18 protein-coding genes and 2 pseudogenes are annotated in these 21,850 nt (G+C 66.2%); 15 read left to right on the plus strand and 5 right to left on the minus strand.

Going from position 1 to position 21,850, the window contains the following annotated elements:
* Nucleotides 1-16 precede the first annotated feature (16 nt).
* From GKC70_RS13095 to GKC70_RS13125, 7 genes and pseudogenes are all read left to right on the plus strand, one after another.
* Nucleotides 17-901, plus strand: a complete 885-nt coding sequence (locus GKC70_RS13095; RefSeq protein ID WP_342648884.1) for a MurR/RpiR family transcriptional regulator — start codon at nt 17-19, stop codon at nt 899-901.
* The gene (locus tag GKC70_RS13100) at nt 901-1,764 is read left to right on the plus strand and encodes a DMT family transporter (RefSeq protein WP_342648885.1); all 864 of its coding nucleotides are present in this window, start codon (nt 901-903) and stop codon (nt 1,762-1,764) included. Before GKC70_RS13095 ends, GKC70_RS13100 begins: the two co-directional genes overlap by 1 nt.
* A 60-nt stretch (nt 1,765-1,824) precedes the next feature.
* Complete coding sequence (gene ligD, locus GKC70_RS13105; RefSeq protein ID WP_342648886.1) at nt 1,825-4,302, plus strand: DNA ligase D; 2,478 nt, start codon at nt 1,825-1,827, stop codon at nt 4,300-4,302.
* Nucleotides 4,299-5,342 carry an acyl-CoA dehydrogenase gene (locus tag GKC70_RS13110; protein WP_342648887.1) on the plus strand — a complete coding sequence of 348 codons (1,044 nt, stop codon included), beginning with the start codon at nt 4,299-4,301 and terminating at the stop codon, nt 5,340-5,342. Before ligD ends, GKC70_RS13110 begins: the two co-directional genes overlap by 4 nt.
* Nucleotides 5,339-6,094: a PIG-L family deacetylase gene (locus GKC70_RS13115; RefSeq protein ID WP_342648888.1), complete on the plus strand. Its 756-nt coding sequence runs from the start codon at nt 5,339-5,341 to the stop codon at nt 6,092-6,094. Before GKC70_RS13110 ends, GKC70_RS13115 begins: the two co-directional genes overlap by 4 nt.
* Before the next feature lie 13 nt (nt 6,095-6,107).
* Nucleotides 6,108-6,707, plus strand: a complete 600-nt coding sequence (locus GKC70_RS13120) for an SAM-dependent methyltransferase (RefSeq protein ID WP_342648889.1) — start codon at nt 6,108-6,110, stop codon at nt 6,705-6,707.
* Nucleotides 6,704-7,359 (plus strand): annotated as a pseudogene (locus GKC70_RS13125) (glycosyltransferase). Before GKC70_RS13120 ends, GKC70_RS13125 begins: the two are co-directional and overlap by 4 nt.
* Before the next feature lie 54 nt (nt 7,360-7,413).
* Here GKC70_RS13125 and GKC70_RS13130 read toward each other — a convergent pair.
* Complete coding sequence (locus GKC70_RS13130) at nt 7,414-7,641, minus strand: hypothetical protein (RefSeq protein WP_342648890.1); 228 nt, start codon at nt 7,639-7,641, stop codon at nt 7,414-7,416.
* The gene (locus tag GKC70_RS13135; RefSeq protein ID WP_342648891.1) at nt 7,638-8,603 is read right to left on the minus strand and encodes a polyprenyl synthetase family protein; all 966 of its coding nucleotides are present in this window, start codon (nt 8,601-8,603) and stop codon (nt 7,638-7,640) included. The genes GKC70_RS13130 and GKC70_RS13135 overlap by 4 nt, the downstream gene beginning before the upstream one ends.
* Nucleotides 8,604-8,780: 177 nt before the next feature.
* Here GKC70_RS13135 and fni point away from each other — a divergent pair, with 177 nt between their 5' ends.
* The 5 genes from fni to GKC70_RS13160 are packed head-to-tail and all read left to right on the plus strand — an operon-like array spanning nt 8,781 to nt 14,734.
* Nucleotides 8,781-9,830 (plus strand): type 2 isopentenyl-diphosphate Delta-isomerase, encoded by a 1,050-nt coding sequence (fni, locus tag GKC70_RS13140; RefSeq protein WP_304485335.1) that lies wholly within the window; start codon nt 8,781-8,783, stop codon nt 9,828-9,830.
* Nucleotides 9,827-11,113, plus strand: a complete 1,287-nt coding sequence (locus GKC70_RS13145; RefSeq protein ID WP_342648892.1) for a glycosyltransferase — start codon at nt 9,827-9,829, stop codon at nt 11,111-11,113. Before fni ends, GKC70_RS13145 begins: the two co-directional genes overlap by 4 nt.
* The gene (gene crtY / locus GKC70_RS13150) at nt 11,098-12,264 is read left to right on the plus strand and encodes a lycopene beta-cyclase CrtY (RefSeq protein ID WP_342648893.1); all 1,167 of its coding nucleotides are present in this window, start codon (nt 11,098-11,100) and stop codon (nt 12,262-12,264) included. The genes GKC70_RS13145 and crtY overlap by 16 nt, the downstream gene beginning before the upstream one ends.
* On the plus strand, nt 12,261-13,751 hold the full coding sequence (locus GKC70_RS13155) for a phytoene desaturase (protein ID WP_342648894.1): 1,491 nt from the start codon (nt 12,261-12,263) through the stop codon (nt 13,749-13,751). The genes crtY and GKC70_RS13155 overlap by 4 nt, the downstream gene beginning before the upstream one ends.
* A complete protein-coding gene (locus GKC70_RS13160) occupies nt 13,748-14,734 on the plus strand; it encodes a phytoene/squalene synthase family protein (RefSeq protein ID WP_342648895.1) in 987 nt (328 codons plus the stop codon). Before GKC70_RS13155 ends, GKC70_RS13160 begins: the two co-directional genes overlap by 4 nt.
* On the opposite strand, the gene GKC70_RS13165 is transcribed toward GKC70_RS13160, so the two are convergent.
* Together GKC70_RS13165 and GKC70_RS13170 are read right to left on the minus strand one after the other, a co-directional pair.
* Nucleotides 14,616-15,152 (minus strand): sterol desaturase family protein, encoded by a 537-nt coding sequence (locus GKC70_RS13165; protein WP_039577343.1) that lies wholly within the window; start codon nt 15,150-15,152, stop codon nt 14,616-14,618. The two genes, GKC70_RS13160 and GKC70_RS13165, sit on opposite strands and share 119 nt — an antisense overlap.
* Nucleotides 15,153-15,474: 322 nt before the next feature.
* Nucleotides 15,475-16,377 carry a helix-turn-helix domain-containing protein gene (locus GKC70_RS13170; protein WP_342648896.1) on the minus strand — a complete coding sequence of 301 codons (903 nt, stop codon included), beginning with the start codon at nt 16,375-16,377 and terminating at the stop codon, nt 15,475-15,477.
* 185 nt (nt 16,378-16,562) lie between these two features.
* Between GKC70_RS13170 and GKC70_RS13175 the strand changes: the two genes are divergently transcribed.
* From GKC70_RS13175 to GKC70_RS13185, 3 genes and pseudogenes are all read left to right on the plus strand, one after another.
* The gene (locus GKC70_RS13175) at nt 16,563-17,921 is read left to right on the plus strand and encodes a glutamine synthetase family protein (protein ID WP_342648897.1); all 1,359 of its coding nucleotides are present in this window, start codon (nt 16,563-16,565) and stop codon (nt 17,919-17,921) included.
* Nucleotides 17,922-17,970: 49 nt separating this feature from the next.
* Nucleotides 17,971-19,059: a polyamine ABC transporter substrate-binding protein gene (locus GKC70_RS13180; protein ID WP_342648898.1), complete on the plus strand. Its 1,089-nt coding sequence runs from the start codon at nt 17,971-17,973 to the stop codon at nt 19,057-19,059.
* A 15-nt stretch (nt 19,060-19,074) separates the two neighbouring features.
* A pseudogene (locus GKC70_RS13185) lies at nt 19,075-20,369 on the plus strand (FAD-binding oxidoreductase).
* A gap of 38 nt (nt 20,370-20,407) precedes the next feature.
* Here the strand turns inward: GKC70_RS13185 and GKC70_RS13190 are convergent.
* Nucleotides 20,408-21,784 (minus strand): L-serine ammonia-lyase, encoded by a 1,377-nt coding sequence (locus GKC70_RS13190; protein ID WP_342648899.1) that lies wholly within the window; start codon nt 21,782-21,784, stop codon nt 20,408-20,410.
* Between the last annotated feature and the right edge of the window lie 66 nt (nt 21,785-21,850).

The raw sequence follows: 21,850 nt of genomic DNA on the forward strand, positions 1-21,850 counted from the left end.
ATGTAATAAATAACAAATGAATGAAAAAACTGGTAACAAAATTTCAAATAGCTCGACACGTATCGCCCAGTGGCTAAGCAGCGTTCAGGCCCGCAGCGGGGATCTGGCCGCCAGCGAAAGCAAGGTCATTGCCCTGCTGATGACCGATCCCTTGTTCGTCGGTACGAGCACCGCTGCGCAGGTCGCCGCCCGCGCGGGCGTCTCTGCGCCAAGCGTGGTACGCGCTGCACGGGCGGTGGGCTTCGGCGGCTTCGCCGAACTGAAGATCGAGATCGCACGGGCACGGGGTACCAACCAATTCTTCGTACCTCCACAGGCGCTCGGAGCCAATGCAACGTCGGTTGACGTGATCCAGTCTTCGATCCATGCCGGCACTCACGCCCTGGATGCGCTGTTGGGCGCGCTGGACATCGCAGCGCTCGACCGAGCGGTTGAGGCGCTGCGCTCTGCCAGGCAAGTGATCGCCTTCGGCGCCGGACCGTCATCCATCGTGGCCGCCGACGCCGTCTTCCGCCTGCGCGCGGTGGGCGTAACGACGGTCGGCATCCAGGACCATCTGTCAGCGATGATCGCTATGCGCCTGTTAGGGCAGGACGATGTCGTGATCGCCGTCAGCTCGACCGGACGCACAGCCACCACACTCGCCGTTGCCGACGCCGCGTCTTCGGCCGGGGCTTCGCTGATCGCCATCACCAATCAGTACGGCACGCCACTGGCCAATCTCGCGGACACCGCTCTGGTGGTCGGCGGCGCACCGCTGCCGGCGCAAATGGCTGCCGCCGGCAGTCGGCTGGCCCAGCTAGTGGTCGTCGACTCGCTGGTCACGGCGCTCGCCATGCGCGACCCTGAGCGCAACCGTCGAGCCGAGCGGGCCGGTATCGACCTGCCCGATATCGACTGATGGGGCTCGACACAATAGCGCTCGTGCTCATCGCAGCCACCGCCCATGCGCTGTGGAACGTCGCCGCGAAGTACAAGCGTGGCGACACCTTGCTGTTCGTCTGGGCCTATACCTTCGCCAGCGCGTTATTGTGCCTGCCGATCGGCTTGGTGCTGATGGCCGAGCAACACCAAGCACTCGATGGCCGGCTCCTGGTCGCCTCCGTCGTCTCGGCGGTACTGCACATCGTCTACTCGCTCATCCTCCAAGCTGGCTACGACCGCGCAGAGCTTGGCGTGGTGTATGCAGTCGCCCGTGGCTCGGGTCCACTGCTGACCATGGTGATCGCGGTTACCCTACTCGGGGAGCGCCTAGGCTTGGCAGCGATGTGCGGCGCGTTGCTCATCGTCATCGGGATCTTCGTCGTGGTCGGACAGGTTTTCGGGGCCGCTGGCCGCCTGCTGTCCCCAGGCGTGTTCTGGGGTGTCGCGACCGGGACCAGCATCGCCGGGTATACGTTATGGGACAGCCACGCTGTCACCGGGTGGCATTTACCGCCGGTCAGCTACTACGCCGGCACGCTGCTACTACAGGGCCTGATCCTGACCCCTTTCGCGTTGAGACGCCGGCATGGCATTGCGGTCGCGCTGCGTGCCAACGCAGCGCCGATCCTGGCCGTCGCCCTGCTCTCCCCACTGGCCTACGTGCTGGTGCTGACCGCCATGCAACGCGCACCCGTGGCACTGGTCGCGCCGATGCGCGAGTCTTCAATCGTCATCGGTTCATTCCTGGCGTGGTGGTTTTTTCATGAAGGCCACCTCGCACGGCGCATCCTCGGCGGGCTGATCGTGCTGGCCGGAATCATGGTGATCAGTCTTTTTTGAACTCTGCTTGTTCCGATCGCCTCAACCAGAGACCGATCCGCGAACGTCCCGGAGTTAGTCATGGCCAAGCCGCTGCAGGAATACCAGCGCAAGCGCGATTTCAAGGCCACGCCCGAGCCCTCTGGCAAGGGCCGTCGCCAAGCCGCGGACCACGCGCTGCAGTTCTGCATCCAGAAGCACGACGCCAGCCACCTGCATTACGACTTCCGGCTGGAGCTGGACGGTGCGCTCAAGAGCTGGGCTGTGCCCAAAGGGCCGTCACTCGACCCCAGCGTGCGTCGCCTGGCCGTGCACGTTGAAGATCACCCGCTGGATTACGCCGACTTCGAAGGGCACATTCCCGAGGGGCATTACGGCGCCGGCGATGTGATCGTCTGGGATCGTGGCGTGTGGCAGCCTGAAGGTGATCCGCAGGTGGCCTATGCCAAGGGCAAGCTGCGCTTTCGCCTGCAAGGGGAGAAGCTCGGTGGAACGTGGAATCTTTTTCGCACGCGCCTGGAAGGCAAGAAAGAACAGTGGATGCTGGTCAAGTCCAAGGACGATCACGCCCGTAGCGAGGACGACTACAGCATCGTCGAGGACCAACCCGACAGCGTCGTCAGCGATCGCACCCTGACGCCGCGCACGCGCAAGACCGCAAAGTCCACACCCGCTCGGGCGAAGAAAGCCAGCCTGCCCCAGACACTGCAACCACAACTGGCCACACTGGTGGACGCCCCGCCTGCGGGCGACTGGCGCTATGAAGTGAAATTCGACGGCTACCGCATTCTGGCGCGAATCGACGGCCAGGATGTGCGCCTGTTCACCCGCAACGGCCATGACTGGAGCGCGCGCATGCCGCGGCTGGTGGACGCCCTGCGTGCGCTGTCCTTGGACAGCGCCTGGCTCGACGGTGAGGTGGTGGTCAACGGCGATGACGACGTCGCGGATTTCCAGGCGCTGCAAAACGCCTTCGACCGCGATGACGACCACGCCATTCGTTATTACCTGTTCGACCTGCCCTTCCTGGGCGGCAAGGACTTGCGCCCGGTGCCGCTGTCGCAGCGCCGAGACGCGCTGCAGCAGCTCCTGGCGGACGATGCATCCGATGTGCTGCATTACTCCGGCGACTTCGATCAACCGCTCGACTCGCTGCTCGACAGCGCCTGTCGTCTGGGGCTCGAGGGCCTGATCGGCAAACGTGCCGACAGCCCCTACAGCGGCCAGCGCAGCCGCGACTGGATCAAGCTCAAATGCACGCGGCGCCAGGAGTTCGTCATCGTCGGCTACACCGACCCCAAGGGCAGCCGCACGGCCTTCGGTGCCCTGCTGCTGGCCCTGCACGACGCCGACAGCGGCGAGTTGCGCTACGCCGGTCGAGTGGGCACCGGGTTCAGCGCCGCCACCCTGAAAACCCTCTATGCCCAGCTCAAGCCCTTGCACAGCGCCAAGCCTGCACTGGCGAAGCCGCCCAGCGGTGCCCAGGCCCACGGCGTGCACTGGCTCAAACCACGGTTGCTGGCTGAGGTCGCCTACGCCCAGATGACCCGCGACGGTATCGTGCGCCACGCCGTTTTCCACGGCCTGCGCGACGACAAGCCAGCCACTGCCATCGACCTGGAACAACCCATGCCCAAGCCCGCTGCAAAGCGCCGCAAGGCCGAGCCTGAAGCCCTCGGCGATCTGCGCCTGACTCACCCGGACCGCGTCATCGATGCCACCACCGGGGTGACCAAGCGTCAGGTTCTGGAGTACTACGCCCAGGTGTCCGAGTGGCTGCTGCCACAACTCAAGGATCGCCCCGTGGCCTTGGTGCGCGCACCTGAAGGACTGAGCGGGGAGCTGTTCTTCCAGAAACATGCCGGGCAACTGCACCTGCCTCACGTGCGCACGTTCGACAAAGCCCAGGCGGGACAGGCTGCCATGGTGCTGAACCGGGTGGACAGCGTGCTGGGCGCCGTGCAGATGAACACCCTGGAATTTCATACCTGGAACGCCACGACCCGGGACTTCCACAAGCCCGACCGCCTGGTGCTCGACCTGGACCCGGATCCGGCGTTGCCCTGGAAAGCCATGGTCGAAGCCACCCAATTGACCCTCACCTTGCTCGAAGAGTTGGGCCTGAAGGTTTTCCTCAAGACCAGCGGTGGCAAAGGCATGCACCTGGTGGTGCCGCTCACCCGACGCGCATCCTGGGAGCAGGTGAAGGCGTTCAGTCATGCCCTGGTGCAACACATGGCGGACCTGTTCCCTGATCGCTTTTCGGCCGTGTCCGGCCCGAAGAATCGGGTGGGCCGGATCTTCATCGACTACCTGCGCAATGCCCAGGGCGCAACCACCGTCAGTGCCTATTCGGTGCGCGCGCGCGATGGACTGCCGGTGTCGGTGCCGATCTGGCCCGAGGAACTGGCGCAGCTCAAAGGCGCTGACCAGTGGACCCTCGTCAACCTGCACGAACGCCTGGCCGACCTCGACGACCCTTGGGCGCAGATGAGCACGACCCGCCAATCGATCACCGCGCGCATGCGCAAGCAACTGGGAATGGACGCCACCGCATGAACAGTGATCCAACCATCGACTCAACACGCTTGGCGTCTGTGCTGCGCGCCTTCGGCGAGCGCAGCCAGGCCCTGCATCTGGACCCTGGATTGGCCACGCTGATGCAGGCAATGCAGGCCGAGGCACTCGATGAGCTGCCCCTGCCCGGTCAGGGCCAGACCTTGCAACGCTGGCAAGTGCTGGCACGCGTCGGCGGTTGTGACCTGGCGCTGGCCAAGCTGTACGAGGGCCACACCGATGCCCTGGCGATTCTGGCCGAGTGCGGTGCCGCCCACTTGGCCGGTGATGGCCTCTGGGGCGTGTGGGCAGCGGAGCCGCCAGACGCACGGGCCCGAATCGTCGCCCGGGACGGCGACCAAGTCCGACTGCACGGCGCCAAGGCCTGGTGTTCCGGGGCCTTGCAGGTGAACCAAGGGCTGATCACCGCCTGGACTGCAGACGAGAAGCCGCAACTGGTGGCTATCGACCTGCCGCATCCTAGCCAGCGCGTAAGTACGGACCTTTGGCAAGCCCAGGGCATGGCGGCCACCGCCAGCGTCACCCTCAACTTCGACGACTCGCCTGGCATTGCCGTCGGCGAGCCGGGACAGTACCTGTCGCGCCCCGGCTTCTGGCAAGGCGGTGCGGGCATCGCCGCCTGCTGGTACGGGGCCGCTGCAGCGATCGCCGATTACCTGCGTGAACATTGCCGCACGCCCCGGGCCGATGCCCATGCCCACGCGCATCTGGGCGCGGTGGACAGCGCCTTGCTCGGGGCACGTGCCGCGCTGCGCGAGTGCGCGGCGTGGATCGATGCCCACCCTGTGGCCGATGCCAGTTACCCAGTGCGGCGCACGCGGGCCCAGGTCGAGCAGGCGGCCGAGCAAGTTCTGCACCATGTCGGGCGCGCACTGGGCGCCACGCCGTTCTGCCGCGACAGTCACTTCGCCCGGCTCAACGCCGATTTACCCGTGTACCTGCGCCAGAGCCACGCCGAGCGCGACCTGGCAGCCCTTGGACAACAGCGGGCGCAGCGCCCAGCAGGAGACTGGCAGCTATGAGCGAGAACCTTATCCAGGCCAGCGCTGGCACGCCCTGGAGCGAATGGCAGAAGTCCGCCCACCTGGCCCGCGCCGCGTGGATCACCCCCGAACAACTGTGTCCGCCTGGTCGTCGCCTGGTCCTGGTGGCGCCGCATCCGGACGATGAAATCCTCATGGCGGGCGGTCTGCTCAGCCATTTCCAGGGGCGTGAGCAGGACCTGATCCTGATCTCCGCCACCGACGGCGAAGGTAGCCATCCGGGCTCCGAGCACTGGAGCGAGCGACGCCTGCGCCACCAGCGTCCGCTAGAAAGTCAGCATGCCCTGCAGCAGCTCGATCTGCAGTTGCGCGAGGTGGACTGGCGGCGCCTGAACCTCAAGGACGGCGCCCTGCCCCGCGACGAGCCGTTCCTGGTCAATCACCTGAGCCAACTGCTGCAGCCGGGCGACCTGCTGATGTGTCCTTGGCGCCTGGACGGCCACTGCGACCATGACGCCGTGGGCCGCGCCTGCGCCCAGGCGGCCCAGGCGCGCGGTGCGGAGCTGGCCGAGGTGCCGGTCTGGGCCTGGCACTGGGCGCAGGCCGATGACCCGCGCCTGCCGTGGCAACGCGCACGGCGGATCCAGTTGAGCGACGCCAGCGTGGCGCGCAAGCGTCAAGCCATCGCTGCCCACGTCAGCCAGTTGCAGGCCGATGACGACCGTCCGCCGGTGCTGTCCGCCAAGCTGCTGGAATGCCTGCTGCAACCCTTTGAACTGGTGTTTCTCTGAAGAAGGATCTGCCATGAGCCTCGATGCCGAGTATTTCGCCGACCTGTACGCCCGCAACGAAGACCCGTGGGCCTTTCGCACCCGCTGGTACGAGAAGCGCAAGCGCGACCTGGTGATGGCCAGCCTGCCGCGCCAGTGCTACGAACGGATCTTCGAACCGGCTTGCGCCAACGGTGAACTCAGCGCGCTGCTGGCCGAGCGCTGCGCCGGGCTGCTGTGCCAGGACCTCGATCGAACGGCGGTCGAGCTGACCCGCGCGCGCCTGGCCGATGCTCCCCATGCCAGCGCTGAACAGGCGCGCCTGCCAGGAGACTGGCCGGGCGGCAGCTTCGACCTCATCGTGCTCAGCGAAGTGGGCTACTACCTCGATGCGCGCGCCTGGCGGCAGGTCATCGAGCAGTCGGTGGCCAGCCTGAGCTATGACGGCGGGCTGCTTGCCTGCCACTGGCTTCACCCCATCGCCGGCTGCCCGCAGGATGGCCGCGAAGTGCACGCGCGGCTGGCCGAGTATCTGCCGCTGTACCGCGTGTTTCGCCACGAGGAAGCGGACTTCCTGCTCGAGTACTGGTCGTGCCAACCCAGCGTGGTCGACCTGGACGAGACCTGCCTATGATCGCCGTCATCATTCCCGCGCATAATGAGGCCCGACGCCTGGGCCGCTGTCTGAAAGCGGTGAAAGCCGCCGCACTCGCGGCGCAGACGGCGGGTCACGAGGTGCAGATCCTGGTGGTGCTGGATCGCTGCAGCGACACCAGCGGGCGCATCGCCGAGCGCCATGGCGTCGACACCTTGAGCCTGGACGCGGGCAACGTGGGCTGCGCCCGGCGTGCCGGCGCCGAGGCCATGCTCGAGCGCGGCGCCCATTGGCTGGCCTGCACCGATGCCGACAGCCGCGTGCCCGCGCATTGGCTGATGTGGCAACTGCAATGCGAGGCCGAGGCCGTCTGCGGCACGGTGCACGTGGACCGCTGGGAGCCTTGGCAGGACGCCGCGCTGCGCCGCCTGTACCGCAGCCGCTACGAAGCTCGCGAAGGACACCGACACATTCATGGGCCAATCTCGGCATCTGTGCCCAGGCCTATCGGCGGGCGGGCGGTTTCCAGCCGTTGTCGGCCCATGAGGACGTGCAATTGGTGCGTGCGCTGGAAGCCAATGGTGCGCAGATAGCCTGGACTGCGCGCAACAGCGTGGCCACCAGCAGCCGTCGGGACAGCCGGGCACGGGAGGGATTTGGAGATTATCTGGCGCAGCTGGCGGGGTCGTGACTCGATACAGCCAGAAAAAGGCTGGGGCCTGGCGATCAGGCCCGCAAGGTGGGCTCAGGGACGCAGCTTTGGCTCCACGTCGCGCAAACGTTCGTTGATCTCGCGCGTGTCGTTTTCCAGTTCTTTGACCTCAGTCGGCGTGATGACCTTGTCCACGGTTTCGGTGGCAGGGTTGGGACGCTCCAAGGCAGGACCCTCGTTGCGCTCGCCCTTCTGCAGGCGATCCGAAGACACGGCATCGGGCACTTTATCCTGCGGCTGTTGGGGATCATGGGATTTCATTGCATACCTCCGCGATTCACTGACTGATGTTCAGCAGAACCCGCTGCGCTTGGAAGGTTCGATCGGGTATCGCTGAACGACGCCTGCAACAGCGAGGCGATACGCCCGCCGCCAAGACCGGCCTGGACCAGGCACTGGTTGGCCGCGGCCAGGTGCGCGTCGAGGCGCTGGCGGGTGCCCTTTTCGCCGCACAGTGCAAAGAGCGTCGACTTGCCTTGATCCTTCAGGCAGTCCTTGCCGGTGTCGCTGTCGCCATCCTTCAGGTCGTCCAGCAACTGGAACGCCTGCCCGAGTTCCTCGGCGAAGGCATGCAGCGCGCGGCTGACGTCAAGCGAGGCATTGGCCATGCGGCAGGCCATCTCGACGATGGCACCGAACAGCACGCCGGTCTTGAGCTGGTTGGTCTCGGCGATTTGCTCGGCGGTGCGCGGCGTCGCGCCATCGCGCAGGTCCTGCAACTGGCCTTTGACCAGGCCCTGCACGCCGATGGTTTCCGAGAGCGTCGCCACCAGGGCGTTGCGCACGCGTGGACTGAGGGTTTCCAGCGCCGACAGCAGGCCGAAGGCGCGCGACAGCAAGGCAATCGCCGCAAGAATCGCCACGTCTTCGCCAAAAGCCCGATGCAGGGTCGGCCGTCCGCGACGCAACGCGGCGTCGTCCATGCACGGCAGGTCGTCCAGCACCAACGAGGCCGCATGCACCATCTCGATGGCGCACCCGGCCTGCAAGGCGGCCTGCGGACAAGCGCCGAGGTCTTCGACCAGCAGCGCCAGCAGCAGCGGACGCAGACGTTTGCCCGGCGCCAGCGTGCAGTGGCGCATGCCTTCGGCCAACAGGTCGCGCTCGTGGCCGACCGCAGGCAACAGTTGCTCAAGGCGCGTTTCGAGGGCCCCACGCAACTGGGCGAGGTGCTCGGCAAAATCGGTGTCGGTCAGCGCCGCCGCGCAGGTGATGGTCGTCATTCCGGCCTCTGGATGCAGGCGGCACGCAGGCCGCGGTGAAAAGGAACGACTGGCAGGTGCCGTTGCCTGATGCTGTGCAGTTTTTTCAGCTTAGCTGTACATAGCCCTCTATGTTGTATAGCTCGCTTCAGCACAGACCTCATCTGTGCGCAGATGATTCCATGCTAGGGAGCCGGCATGAACGAAAACATGCTCAGTCAACGCAAGAACGATCACTTGGACATCGTCCTGGCCTCTGCTGCCGGAAACCCGGGCGATGATGGCGCCGGTTGGTCGGCGCTGCGCTTCGAACACTGTGCCCTGCCGGAGCTGGACCTGGACGCCATCGACCTGAGTACCCACCTGTTGGGCAAGGCGTTGCGCGCACCGCTGCTGATCAGTTCCATGACCGGCGGTGCCGACCGCGCCGAGGCCATCAACCGGCACCTGGCCGAAGCCGCCCAGGCGCTGGGCATCGCCATGGGCGTCGGCTCCCAGCGTGTGGGCCTGCGCAGCGGCAATGACCAGGGACTGACCGCCGAATTGCGGCGCCTGGCGCCGGACATCCTGCTGCTGGCCAACCTCGGTGCGGCGCAATTGCGCGAAGTCGATGGCCTGGAACTGGCGCAGCGGGCGGTGGATAGCGTGCAGGCGGACGCCCTGATCGTGCACCTGAACCCCCTGCAGGAAGCGGTGCAGGCCGAAGGCGACCGCGACTGGCGTGGCGTGCTGGGGCGCATCGAAGCGCTGGCCAAGGCACTGCCGGTGCCGCTGATCGCCAAGGAAGTGGGCAGCGGCATCTCACCGACGGTGGCGCGTCAACTGGTCGAAGCGGGCGTCAGCGTCATCGACGTGGCGGGTGTCGGCGGCACCCGTTGGGCCGCAGTAGAGGCTGCGCGTGCCGCCAGCCCGGCCGACCGCGCCGTCGCGCTGGCCTTCGCCGACTGGGGTATACCCACCGCCCAGGCGGTGCTGAGCGTGCGTCGGGCGTTGCCCGGCGTGGGACTGATCGCCTCCGGAGGTGTTCGCGACGGCATCGATGCGGCCAAGGCCATTCGTCTCGGCGCCGACCTGGTCGGCCAGGCTGCAGGGGTGCTGGAGGCGGCCACCCGCTCCAGTGAAGCGGTGGTCGAGCACTTCCACGTGCTGATCCGCCAGTTGCGCATCGCCTGCTTCTGCACCGGCTCGGCCGACCTGGCGCAGTTGCGCCGAGCACGGCTGCTGACTCAGGCGCCGCTGCCGATATGAGCCACTTCGCCGTCGTTGCGCCGACCTACCCCAGCCACTTCAGCGCCTTGCAGGCGCTGGGTCTGGCGTTGGTCGAACGCGGCCATCAGGTCACCTTCATGCAGCAGCACGGCGTCGCCGGTTGGCTCGATGCCCCACGCATCGGCTTCGTCGGCTTAGGCCCGCAGGCGCGTGGCGAGGCGGATGTCGCCCAGGCTCTGCGCCTGGCCGGACGCACAGGCAATCCCTGGCACCTGTACCGGCTGATTCGGCAGATGGCCGACAACAGCGCGTTGCTGTGCGAGCACCTGCCGGACGCCTTGCGCAAGCATCAGGTCGACGCGTTGATCTGCGACCAGATGGCCCCTGCGGGTGCACTGATCGCCGAAGCGCTGCACCTGCCGAGCGTGTCGGTGGCCTGCGCGTTGCCGGTGAATCGCGAAGCGGGAATCCCCTTGCCGGTCGTCCCCTTCGCAGCGGGTACGGATGCCCGCGCGTTGCGCCTGCAAGCCGGCAGCGAGCGCGTGCATGACGGGCTGATGACACCGGTGTCGAAGGTATTGATGCGCGCTTGCCGGCACCATGGGCTGGCGCCCAGAGGCCAATTGCATGCCTTTCTCTCGCCATTGCTGCAACTGAGTCAAACGCCCGCTGGCTTGGACTTCCCACGCCAGCACTGGCCCGCCCACGCACATGCCCTCGGGCCGCTGCGCCGTGCCACGCGCGAGGCACCCGGCACCTGGCCGATCAGCGCCGAACGGCCGCTGGTGTTCGCCAGCCTGGGCACCCTGCAAGGGCATCGCTTCGACCTGTTCGAGCGCATCGCCAGTGCCTGTCAGCACCTCGAGGTCCAACTGCTGCTCGCCCATTGCGGCGGACTCGATGCCCAGCAGCAGGCTCGCTTGCATGCCCGCGGCGCAACCTTCGTCACCGATTTCGCCCCTCAGCAGTGGGCGGTGCGGCGCGCCGATGTGGTGATCAGCCACGGCGGCCTGAACACTGTGCTCGACGCTGCCGTGGCCGGCACCCCGCAACTGGTGCTGCCGATCGCCTTCGACCAACCGGGCGTGGCCGCGCGGGTCGAGCATCATCGTTTCGGCCTGCGTCTGCCGCACCGGGCTAGCCGTGCGCGGATCGCCCAAGCCTTGAATGAACTGCTCCAGGCGCCAGCGGGCCGCTTCAGGTCGCTGGCCGAGGACTCAGCAGCCTTGGACGGCGCACAACGCGGGGCACAGTTGATCGAACAGGCGCTGGCCAGCGGCCGCGCGGTCCTGAACGAGGAGGCAACGTGCGCTTCGATCTGATTCTCGCCGGCGGCGGCCTGGCCAACGGTTTGATCGCCTGGCGCCTGCGCACGCTGCGCCCGGAACTGAACATCCTGTGTCTGGAACAGGCCCAACGCCTGGGCGGCAATCACACTTGGTCATTCCATGACGCCGACCTCAGCGCCGCGCAGCAACGCTGGATCGAGCCGCTGGTGGTCAAGCGCTGGCCGGCCTATCAGGTGCACTTCCCGGCCTTCTCGCGCAACTTGCCCTGTGGCTACGCCAGCCTCGACAGCGAGCGCTTCGCCGAGGTGCTGACCCCAGCGCTGGGCCTGAGCCTGCGCACCGGCTGTGCGGTGGCCAGCGTGGCCGCCGATCACGTGCTGCTGGACGATGGCAGGCGACTGGAGGCGCGTGTGGTGATCGATGGCCGTGGCGCTCGACCCAGTGCGCACCGGGTGCTTGGGTATCAGGCTTTCGTCGGTCAACTGCTGCGCCTGGACCGCCCGCACGGCCTGCAGATCCCCGTGTTGATGGACGCACGAGTCACCCAGGGTCAGGGCTACCGGTTCGTCTACCTGCTGCCGTTCAGCGACGACACCGTGCTGGTGGAGGACACCCACTACGTCGATGACGCCGCGCCGTCCGCCGAAACCCTGCGCCAGCACATCGCCGAGTACGTGCACCAGCAAGGCTGGTCGGTGGCAGCCTGCCTGCGCGAGGAACATGGCGTGCTGCCGATCACCCTCGCCGAGGACCTGCCTGGCGCCTGGCGCGAGGCCGGCGGCCTGCCCTGCTCCGGCCTGCGCGCCGGACTGTTCCACAGCACCACTGGCTACTCGCTGCCGGACGCCGTGCGCCTGGCCGACTGGCTGGCGACCCAGCCGCTGGATGACAGCGCCCAACTGGCGACGGCGCTGGGTCAGTACGTTCACCGTCACGGCCAGCGTCAGGGCTTCTACCGACTGCTCAACCGCATGCTGTTCCTCGCCGGCCGCCCGCAGGATCGCTGGGGCGTGCTGCAGCGTTTCCATCGCCTCCCGGCACCGTTGATCGCACGTTTCTACGCCGGTCACAGCACCTGGCGCGATCAACTGCGTATCCTCACCGGCAAGCCACCCGTTCCCGTCGCCGCGGCTATCAAGGCGGCGCTTCGCTCTTCACCCAGGCATTTCAAGGACAATCGATGACCCCAGGCAAATCGGCAGTGGTAATTGGCGCAGGCATCGGCGGGCTGGCCCTGGCGATTCGCCTGCAAAGCGCCGGCGTGCGCACTACGCTGCTGGAGCGACGCGACAAGCCAGGTGGACGGGCTTACGTCTACCAGGACCAAGGGTTCACCTTCGACGCCGGGCCCACCGTGATCACCGATCCGGGCGCCCTGGAAGCGCTATTCACCGGCGCCGGACGGCAGATGGCCGACTACGTCGAAATGCTACCGGTCAGCCCGTTCTACCGATTGTGCTGGGAAGACGGCACCTCTTTGGATTATGGCAACGACCAGGACGACCTGGAGCGGCGTATCCACGCCCTGGAGCCGGCTGACGTGGACGGCTATCGACGCTTTCTCGCCTATTCCCGGCAGGTGCTCGACGCGGGCTACATCAAGCTTGGCGCGGTGCCGTTCCTGTCGTTTCGCGACATGCTCCAGGCCGGTCCGCAGTTGGCCCGCCTGCAGGCGTGGCGCAGCGTGTACAGCAAGGTGGCGCAGTACATTCGTCACCCCAAGCTGCGCCAGGCGTTTTCCTTCCACGCGCTGCTGGTGGGTGGCAACCCGTTCGCGACCTCGTCGATCTACAGTCTGATCCACGCCCTGGAACGTGAATGGGGCGTGTGGTTTCCCCGCGGCGGCACGGGTGCGCTGGTGCAAGGCATGGCGCGGCTGTTCGAGGACCTGGGCGGCACCTTGGCCCTCAATGCCGAGGTCGCGACCTTGCAGACCCAGGGCGACCGCCTCACCGGCGTCACCACCCGCGACGGCCGCCAGTTCCAGGCCGACTGCGTGGCCTCCAATGCCGACGTGGTGCACACCTACAAGGATCTGCTGGCCGGTCACCCACGTGGCCAACAGCATGGCCGCCAATTGGCCGGCAAGCGCTTCAGCAATTCGCTGTTCGTCATCCACTTCGGCCTCAAGCGCGCGCAACCACAGTTGCGTCACCACACCGTGTGCTTCGGTCCGCGCTACCGCGAGCTGATCCAGGAAATCTTCAACGGCGACACCTTGGCCGACGACTTCTCGTTGTACCTGCACGCGCCCTGCGCCACCGACCCGAGCCTGGCGCCGCCCGGCTGCTCGGCGCACTACGTGCTGGCGCCGGTGCCGCATCTGGGCAACGCCGACATCGATTGGCAAGTGGAAGGTCCGCGCTATCGCGATCGCATCCTCGACTATCTCGAACGTCACTACATCCCCGGCCTGCGCGAGGATTTGGTGACCTGTCGCATCTTCACCCCCGAAGACTTCCGCGACACCTTGGGCGCTCACCTGGGCTCGGCCTTCTCGCTGGAGCCGGTGCTCACCCAAAGCGCGTGGTTCCGTCCGCACAACCGCGATGCACAGTTGAGCAACCTCTACCTGGTGGGCGCCGGCACGCACCCCGGTGCGGGCGTGCCCGGTGTGGTGGCGTCGGCCAAGGCGACGGCGCAGTTGATGCTCGAGGACCTGCAGCGATGAGTCATGACGAGCTTCTGGCCCACGCCGAACGCAGCATCGCCGTCGGTTCGAAGAGCTTCGCCACGGCCTCGCGACTGTTCGACCCGCACACCCGGCGCAGTGCCGTGCTGCTGTATGCCTGGTGTCGGCATTGTGACGACGTCATCGACGGCCAGGAAGCCGGCCATGGCGCGGTGGTGATCGCGGTCGAGGAAGCCCAGCGGCGTCTGGCCGAGTTGCGCCGCCAGACCGATGTCGCCTTGTCGGCCGGCGAATTGCACGACCCAGCCTTCGCCGCCTTGCGGGACGTGGCGCGGCGCCATGGCTTCGACCCGCACGAGCCCTTCGACCTGCTCGAAGGTTTCGATCAGGACGTGCGCGGCCAGCGCTACCGCAGCCTCGACGACCTGCTCGGCTACTGCTATCACGTGGCCGGGGTGGTGGGCCTGATGATGGCCCGGGTGATGGGCGTGCGCGAGGCTGCCGTGCTTGATCGCGCCTGCGACCTAGGCCTGGCCATGCAACTGACCAACATCGCCCGCGATATCGTCGAGGACGCCGGCGTGCAGCGCTGTTACCTGCCCGAAGATTGGTTGCAGGCCCAGGGCATCGCCCCAGGTCAGGTCGCCGCGCCCGAGCAGCGCGAGGCGTTGGCGCGTATCGCCGGTGACTTGATCGCGGCAGCCGAACCTTACTACGCCAGCGCCGAAGCCGGGCTCGCCGCCCTGCCCTGGCGTTCAGCCTGGGCCGTGGCCACGGCGGCACGGGTCTACCGCGGTATCGGCTTGAAGGTACGCGCCGGTGGCCGCCACGCCTGGGACGTGCGCTGCTCGACCGGCAAGGCGGAAAAACTGCTGGCGGTGGCCTCAGGCCTGTGGCTGGCGCTCAGCGCTCGCTGGCGGCGCGATCGACCACGCGATCCGGGGCTGTGGCAGCGTCCGCGGCGGGACGCTTCAACGGCCCGCCCTGACGCGCCCGCAGTTGCTCGCGCAGCCGCGCGATAGGCGGGGCATAGAGAAAGCCGAACGACACGCAGCCCTCGCGGCCTTTGACGGCGTGATGCATCAAATGAGCCTGATACAGGCGCTTGGCGTAGCCACGCCGCGGGACGATACGCAGCGGCCAGCGGTGGTGCACCAGGCCGTCATGGGCGACGAAGTACAGCACGCCATAGGCGGTCATGCCCGCGCCGATCCACTGCAACGGATACCACCCGCCTGTGCCCAGGGCGATCAGCACGATGGCCAGCACGGCGAACACGACCGCGTACAGGTCGTTCTTCTCGAACCAGCCAGTGCGCGGCTCGTGGTGCGAGCGGTGCCAGCCCCAACCGAAGCCATGCATCACATGCTTATGCGCGAAGTACGCCACGCCTTCCATGGCGGCCAGAGTGACCAGGAAGGTCAGCAGGCTGGTGAACATCGTCGGGCTCTCCGGGTGGGTGATGGACGCAGCTTGGAGTATGGACCGGCGCGAGGCGTTCCGTGCGCACCTGGGTCAATTGGAATGAACGTCGCGCCGCGAGCATGACCCTAACCGATGATACCCACCCAGGAGGTGCACCATGGCAACGCTCCATCAACCGACCCCGAGCACCCGCTCGACCCTTACGTCGATCCGATTCCGCACAATCCCGGAGATGAAGTACCCGTGCCGGAGACCGAGCCGGAGGCGCCAGAATGGCCGGACGGCCAGGTGCCGCCTGAAGAGCAATCGGACGGTTGATCCGGACGCTGTGGCGGGCTCAGCGCCGCCGCCGTAGCGTCTGGCTCGGCAGTTCCTTGAACAACTGGCGATAACTTTCGGAAAACCGCCCCAGATGCCAGAAGGACCAGCGCATCGCCACCTCTGCTACCGTCACGTCTCCCGCGTCCGGTCGCAGCAGGTCTCGGCGCGCGCCGTTGAGACGGCGCAAGCGCAGCCACTGCGCCGGCGGCATGCCCGTGAAGGCTTTGAAGGCGTGCTGCAACTGGCGCAGCGACACCCCCGCCACCTGCGCCAACCCCAGTAAATTGAGGGTCTCTTCGGGACAGTCGGCTGCCCAGTCGCCGACCCGCTGCATGATCGCCCGCGCCTGCTCGTGTTGATCCTGCGCCGGGCCCTGCAGCCGTTGGCAGGCGCTGTCGAGGATGAACAGGCAGTCTTCGAGCAGTTGCTCGGCCAGCGCCTGCCCTTGCACGGGACAGTCGGCCTGGGTGAGGCGGGTCAGCGTGGTGCTGAGCCAGCGGCCGAACAGGGCGTTCTGTCCACTGCCCAGCGGCACCATGAACAAGCCCCGCAGGTGCTCGAGGTCCAGACCATGCCGTTGCAGGAAGGCCTGGTCGAACACCACGGCGACCTCGCGGTAGTTCTCCGGCGTGATCCACAGGTTGCGGCTGTGTTCGTTGAGCAGGTAGAGGCTGTGCTCGACCTGGTCGAAACAGAAGGTCAGCGAGCCGGGCGGCGCCCGAAAGAACTGCTCGACGCGGGTGTTGAGCGATTCTTCGTAGACCTCCACACCCTCGAGCGCCAGGCAACGCAACTGGCCGCTGAAATGCCCGGGCGACATCTGCCGATAGTGCTGCTGCCATCCAGGAGTGGCGCGCACTTGCTCACCGATATCGGAGGTGCTGTAAGCCTGGACCTGCAAGGCGGGTTGCCTGTTCACGCGGCGTCCTTCTTGCACTCTTATGGTGCATTTTCTGACGAACAAAACGGATAGATCGCCCTGACGGGCTGCGCCCAAGATAGTCCCCAGCGCGCCCCGTGGGAAGGGGCTTGGCGATGGACGCTCGGCGTTCCACTGCACAGGCAAGTCCGCACCCACCACCAAAACCCAACCAAGAGGTCTGTATGAACGCCCCTTTCGATCAGCTGTCCGCCTGGCTGAAAGAACACCGCATCACCGAAGTGGAATGCGTGGTCAGCGACCTGACCGGCATCGCCCGTGGCAAGATCGCGCCGACCAACAAGTTCCTCAACGAGGGCGGCATGCGCCTGCCTGAAAGTGTGCTGTTGCAGACGGTCACCGGCGACTTCGTCGACGACGACCTCTACTACGCCCTGCTCGACCCGGCCGACATCGACATGATCTGTCGCCCGGACCCTACGGCGGTGTATCAGATTCCCTGGGCGATCGAGCCGACCGCCATCGTCATTCATGACACCTTCGACAAACACGGCAACCCCATCGAGCTGTCGCCGCGCAACGTCTTGAAGAAGGTGCTCAAACTGTACGCCGACAAGGGCTGGCAGCCGATTGTGGCGCCGGAAATGGAGTTCTACCTGACCCAGCGCTGCGAAGACCCGGACTTGCCCTTGCAGGTGCCCGTGGGACGCTCAGGCCGCGCCGAGAGCGGTCGGCAGTCGTTCTCCATCGATGCCGCCAACGAATTCGACCCGCTGTTCGAGGATGTCTACGACTGGTGCGAAATCCAGTGCCTGGACCTGGACACGCTGATCCACGAGGACGGCCCGGCGCAGATGGAAATCAACTTCCGTCACGGCGATGCGCTGGACCTGGCCGACCAGATCACCGTGTTCAAACGTACCATGCGCGAGGCTGCCCTCAAGCACAACGTCACCGCCACCTTCATGGCCAAGCCGATCACCGACGAGCCCGGTAGCGCCATGCACCTGCACCAGAGCGTGGTCGACATCGCCACCGGCAAACCGGTGTTCGCCAACGAGGATGGCAGCATGAGCGAGCTGTTCCTGCACCACATCGGCGGGCTGCAGAAGTACATCCCGCAGGTGTTGCCGATGTTCGCGCCCAACGTCAATTCGTTCCGCCGCTTCCTGCCGGACACCTCGGCCCCGGTGAACGTCGAGTGGGGCGAGGAAAACCGCACCGCCGGCCTGCGCGTACCCACCTCCAGTCCCGAGGCGATGCGGGTGGAGAACCGCCTCCCAGGCGCTGACGCCAACCCCTACCTGGCCATCGCCGCCAGCTTGCTGTGCGGCTACCTGGGCATGGTCGAGCGCATCGCACCGAGCGCGCCGGTGCAGGGTCGCGCCTACGAGCGGCGCAACCTGCGCCTGCCGATCACCATCGAGGATGCGTTGCAGCACATGGAGGACTGCCAGGTGCTGGAACAGTATCTGGGGCGCCAGTTCGTGCAGGGCTACGTGGCGGTCAAGCGCGCCGAGCACGAAAACTTCAAGCGGGTGATCAGTTCCTGGGAGCGGGAATTCCTGCTGCTGAGCGTTTGAGCCGGCAGATCCCGCGCTCTCCTCCATTCGAATAACAAGAGGTGTCGACATGCGTCATCTGCAAACCCTGATTCCTACCGCCTTCGCCTTGCTGTTCGGTGCGGCGGCCCAGGCCGAGCCGACGGTCAGCGTCTACAACTGGACCGACTATATCGGTGACACCACCTTGGCCGACTTCAAAGCCAGCACCGGCATCAAGGTGGTCTATGACGTGTTCGACTCCAACGAGACCCTCGAAGGCAAGTTGCTGGCCGGACGCACCGGGTACGACGTGGTGGTGCCCTCGAACCACTTCCTCGCCCGCCAAGCCCAGGCCGGGGCCTTCCTGCCGCTGGACCGCAGCAAGCTGCCGAACTGGAAGCACCTGGACCCGAAGCTGCTCAAGCAACTGGAGCAGAACGATCCGGGCAACCGCTATGCGGTGCCTTACCTGTGGGGCACCAATGGCATCGGCTACAACGTGGACAAGGTCAAGGCCGTGCTGGGCATCGACAAGATCGATTCCTGGGCGGTGCTGTTCGAGCCCGAGAACCTGAAGAAGCTCAAGCAGTGCGGCGTGGCGTTCATGGACTCGCCCGACGAACTCTTCCCAGCGGTCCTCAACTACCTGGGCATGAACCCGCGTAGCGAAAACCCCAAGGACTTCGCCAAAGCCGAAGCGCGCTTGCTGCAGTTGCGGCCCTACATCACCTACTTCCATTCCTCCAAGTACGTTTCGGACCTGGCCAATGGCGATGTCTGCGTGGCCTTCGGCTACTCCGGCGACGTGTTCCAGGCTGCCCACCGTGCCGAGGAAGCCCATAACGGGGTGAAGATCGCCTACAGCATTCCCAAGGAAGGCAGCAACCTGTGGTTCGACCTGCTGGCCATTCCCAAGGACGCCAGCAACCCGGAGCAGGCCCTGGCCTTCATCAACTACCTGCTCGACCCGCAGGTGATCGCCAAGGTGAGCACCACCGTCGGCTATGCCAACGCCAATCCGCAGGCCAAGGCGTTCATGGACAAGTCGCTGGTCGACAACCCCGAGATCTACCCGCCCCAGGAGGTGCTGGATCGTTTGTACGTGTCCAGCATGCAGAGTCCGCCGATCATGCGGCTCATGACCCGTTCCTGGAGCAAGATCAAGTCCAACCGCTGATTTCGAGTGTCGCCGATGCCCCCTCAAACCGAACACACTGCTTCCTACTACGCGGCCACCGCCCGGGCCAACACCCACTACCCCACGCTCCAGGGCGATCTGCACGCGGACGTGTGCGTGGTCGGTGGCGGTCTGACCGGCGTCAACACCGCGCTGGAGCTGGCCGAGCGCGGTCTCTCGGTGATCCTGCTCGAAGCCCGCCGCATCGGTTGGGGCGCCAGCGGACGCAATGGCGGGCAATTGATCCGTGGCATCGGTCACGACGTGTCGGGTTTCGCCCGGCATGTTGGCCAGGACGGTGTGCGCTATCTCAAGCAGGCAGGCTTGGACTCGGTGACGCTGGTGGCCGAGCGCATCGCCCGCTATGGCATCGAGTGCGACCTGCGCTGGGGCTTCTGCGAGCTGGCCAATACCCCAGCGCAGTTCGCCGCGTTCGACGACGAACTGCGCGACCTCGCCGACTTGGAATACGCCCACGAAACCCGCCTGATCGGCCCGCAGGACATCCACGAGATCGTCGCCAGCGACCAGTATGCGGGCGGTCTGGTGGACATGGGCTCTGGCCATCTGCATCCGCTTGACCTGGTCCAAGGCGAGGCGCGTGCGGCCAGCACCCTGGGGTAAGGGTGTTCGAGCAGAGTCCGGTGCAGCGGATCGAGCATGGCGACACTGTGACCCTGCACTGTTCCGAGGGGACGGTGCGAGCCGGGCGTCTGGTGCTGGGGTGCAATGCGCATCTGGATGAGCTGGAACCGCGGCTCAGCGGCAAGGTGCTGCCAGCCGGCAGCTACGTGGTGGCCACCGAACCACTGTCCGAAGCACGGGCGCGCAGCCTGATCCCGCAGAATATGGCGCTGTGCGACCAGAAGGTCGGCCTGGACTACTACCGCCTCACCGCGGACCGGCGCCTGCTGTTCGGCGGCGCCTGTCACTATTCAGGCCGCGATCCGCAGGACATCGCCGCCTACATGCGTCCGAAGGTACTCAAGGTGTTCCCGCAGTTGGCCGATGTGCGCCTGGACTTCCAATGGGGCGGCATGATCGGCATCACCGCCAACCGTTTTCCGCAAGTCGGCAGGCTGCGACAGCAGCCGAACGTCTACTACGCCCAGGGCTATTCAGGCCATGGTCTGAACGTCACCCACTGGACCGCGCGCCTGCTGGCCGAAGCCATCGCCACCGGTCACAGCACCGGCCTGGACATCTTCAGCGCCGTGCCGCACCTGACCTTCCCCGGCGGCAAGGCCCTGCGCTCGCCGCTGCTGGCGTTGGGCATGTTGTGGTATCGGATGCGGGAGCGGTTGGGGTGATTCACACGAGGTTGCTCAGGCGTTGGCCATGAGTGCCCTCAACACTCGACGAACGCCACCGCCAATCCACCGCGCGAGGTTTCCTTGTAGTTGGCGTGCATATCAGCCCCGGTGTCGCGCATGGTGCGGATGACCCGGTCGAGGGAGATGAAGTGCTCGCCATCGCCACGCAGCGCCATCTGCACGGCGTTGATGGCCTTCACCGCGGCGATGGCATTGCGCTCGATGCACGGCACTTGGACCAGACCGCCGACCGGGTCGCAGGTCAGGCCGAGGTTGTGTTCCAGGGCGATCTCGGCAGCGTTTTCCAACTGCGGTGGCGTGGCGCCGAGCACCTCGGCCAAGCCTGCGGCCGCCATCGAGCAGGCCGAGCCGACCTCGCCCTGGCAGCCGACTTCCGCCCCGGAAATCGATGCGTTCTTCTTGCACAGGATGCCGACTGCAGCGGCGGCCAGCAGGAAAGTCACCACGTCGTCATCGCAGACGGTGGGGTTGAATTTCATGTAGTAGTGCAGCACCGCAGGGATGATTCCGGCAGCACCATTGGTCGGCGCAGTGACCATGCGCCCGCCCGCGGCGTTCTCTTCGTTGACCGCCAGGGCGAACAGGTTCACCCACTCCATGGCACTGAGCGTTGAGCCGATCACGTTGGGCTTGCCCAGTTCCTGCAAGCTTCGATGCAGGCGCGCAGCCCGGCGCTTGACCTTCAGGCCGCCCGGCAGGATGCCTTCGTTGCGCAGGCCGTTTTCCACGCACTCACGCATGGCCGTCCAGATGGCCAGCAGACCTGCGCGAATGTCTTCGTCACTGCGCCAGGCACGTTCATTGGCCATCATCAGCTGGCTGACGCTCAGGCCATGGGCCTTGCACAGCGCCAGCAGTTCGGCGCCGGAGGAAAACTCGTAGGGCAGCGTGACCTCGCCCTCGGCGCAGGCCGGTGCGTCGATCTCGCGCTGCTCGACGATGAATCCGCCACCGACGGAGTAGTAGGTCTCGGTCAACAGGCTGCCCGCCTCGCCCTGGGCCTCCAGGCTCATGGCATTGGGGTGGTAGGCGAGGTTCTCGTCGAGCAGGCGCATGTCGCGCGCGTAGTCGAAGGGTACGGGTTGCGTGCCATCGAGGATCAAGCACTGCTCCTGCAGCAATTGCTCGATACGCGGCTCGATGCTGTGCGGATCGATCCGGTCCGGCCATTGGCCCATCAACCCAAGCAAACAGGCGCGGTCGGTGGCATGGCCCACGCCGGTGGCCGACAACGAGCCATACAGACGCACTTCGACCCGCGTCACCTGGGCCAGCAAACCCGCTTCGCGCAGGTGCTGGGCGAAGGTTGCAGCAGCGCGCATTGGCCCTACCGTGTGGGAGCTGGACGGGCCGATGCCGATCTTGAAGAGGTCGAAAACGCTGATAGCCATACTAATATCTGGCCGGTGCGCCGATAGTCGGCGCCGCCCAGTCCTCGCGGGTAATTGGTGAGAATC

Origin of the sequence: Pseudomonas sp. REB1044 (genome assembly GCF_038813925.1) — a bacterium.
GTDB classification, from domain to species: domain Bacteria; phylum Pseudomonadota; class Gammaproteobacteria; order Pseudomonadales; family Pseudomonadaceae; genus Aquipseudomonas; species Aquipseudomonas boreofloridensis.